The sequence below is a fragment of the Pricia sp. genome (assembly GCF_041745955.1).
Lineage (GTDB): Bacteria > Bacteroidota > Bacteroidia > Flavobacteriales > Flavobacteriaceae > Pricia.
In genome coordinates, this window is sequence record NZ_JBGTHY010000042.1 from 1 (window position 1) to 1,712 (window position 1,712).

Here is a 1,712-nt window from a genome sequence, read left to right on the forward strand (position 1 = left end):
GTGTACCATCTCCATTCCGTTCTCATATGGCATACTGAGGCCCTTTACGGTTTTAAAGCTTCTTCAATCGAATGTTGCGGTACTCGACGGTCATCGGAGGCCCTACATGTACCTGGACTCCCAAATATCCAGATGATTTTCGGTTGATGGTATCGTCATCGGTGACATCGCTCATCAGCACATCGTTTACATAATGCTGCAATCGATTTCCTTTGACGACCAGATGGATATTGTTCCAATCCGCACCGTTAATTTTTGTTCTAAGGGCGTCCGATTCCCCACGGGATGCGACCACTTCCCTACCCTGCCAGCAATTGTTCTGTACGTTGGCACTTAGAGATCCGGCTTCTTTGGGATTATCTTGTGAATGTATGATGACCTTCTCGCCACGATAGGCCAATGTGGTCCTTTTCCTTTCCTCATAGTTCTGTCCCGTATAGGTGTTTTTTCCATCGATATCGGCCTGATAGCCTCGTAACGCATAGGGGATGGTATCGATCTGTTCACTACGATAGTTGATGCCACTATTTCCCGATTCCGCAATTTTAACTTCCAATTTCAGTTCAAAATCCTCCGGCCGGCCACCTTGCCAAATGATAAAGGTATTATTCTTGAGCAGCGTTTCGGGAGTGACCTCACCCGTTAGATTCCCGTTTTTTACGCTCCAGTAGGTGGGGTCGCCCTCCCAACCTTCCAGGGTTTTGCCGTCGAAGATCTGAATAAAGCCTTCATTATCCTCAGTTGTAGCAACATTGTGTTTTTCGGTGGTTTTATCCTTCTTTTTTTCATTGCAGGCCTGTAGGGCCAAAAATAAAGTCAAGGTGAGAATTTGTATTGGCAAGATATTCAGTTTAGGTTTTTTCATCTGTTTGATTTCAAATTTCAAGTTGATTTTCGCATAGAAAATAGTTCAAGCGTTCGGCATGACGTCTTCAAAGCGATTAACTTCTTTTATCTCTTTTCTATGTTCTTTTGTCGCGACTATTGGTTCTGGATTTTCAAAGCATTTTTCCCAATATTTAATCCTGCCCGTCATTATAAAAAACCGTCAGCCCATCCTTGCCCGCCACGATAATGTCTGTTCTGCCGTCATCGTTGACATCGGCTACGCTAAAATATACTCCCGTACCTTTTCCCTCGCCATAGGGGCCATAGGCGATGACCTGTTTGCTGAAATTCTCGCCGGTCCATCGAAAGTAATACAGTCCCATTTCGTCGTTTCCGCCGGGATCTTTGCCGTTGTGGGCGCGGTAGCGCTTACCGGTAATCAGTTCGTTGGCACCATCTCCCTCGAGATCCGCCCATTCCATCGTGTGGTACTGGGAATTGAAAGGGTCGATAAAATGTTTTAGCCATTTTTTTGTTTTACCCTTTTTTTCAGGATGTTGTTCATACCAAAACAGGCCGTAATCATGTCCTTGACCTACAATTAGGTCGTTCTGTCCGTCTTGGTTTACATCCACCACAACAACGGGAACGCTTGCCGTACCCAGCTCAAATTCCGGATGGAATTCCCAAGGCTCTTCGAAAGGTTTTTCAGGAGCTTCCAGCCAGCCGGAAGGTATAACTACATCTACCCTACCGTCACCGTTGATATCCCCGAATCCCAGACCATGGCCATGCTTACCAAAAATACCTTTTTGGGTGAAGGTGCCGGTACCTTTTCCCTTTTCATCCAACACCGACCGAAAAATTTTGAGGGAATCATTGGG

Annotated in this window: 2 protein-coding genes; both read right to left on the reverse strand. The window is 45.7% G+C overall.

Annotated elements, in window-relative coordinates; translation table 11 throughout:
* Window positions 1-52: 52 nt before the first annotated feature.
* Window positions 53-865, reverse strand: a complete 813-nt coding sequence (locus ACEW8S_RS01500; RefSeq protein WP_373516423.1) for a DUF1080 domain-containing protein — start codon at window positions 863-865, stop codon at window positions 53-55.
* Between the two features lie 154 nt (window positions 866-1,019).
* Window positions 1,020-1,712: FG-GAP repeat domain-containing protein (locus tag ACEW8S_RS01505; protein ID WP_373516424.1), on the reverse strand; the 693-nt coding region annotated here is incomplete at its 5' end.

Bases quoted from the DNA above. Each gene is read 5' to 3' on its own strand.
- ACEW8S_RS01500 (WP_373516423.1), bottom strand. From the start codon at position 865: ATGAAAAAACCTAAACTGAATATCTTGCCAATACAAATTCTCACCTTG.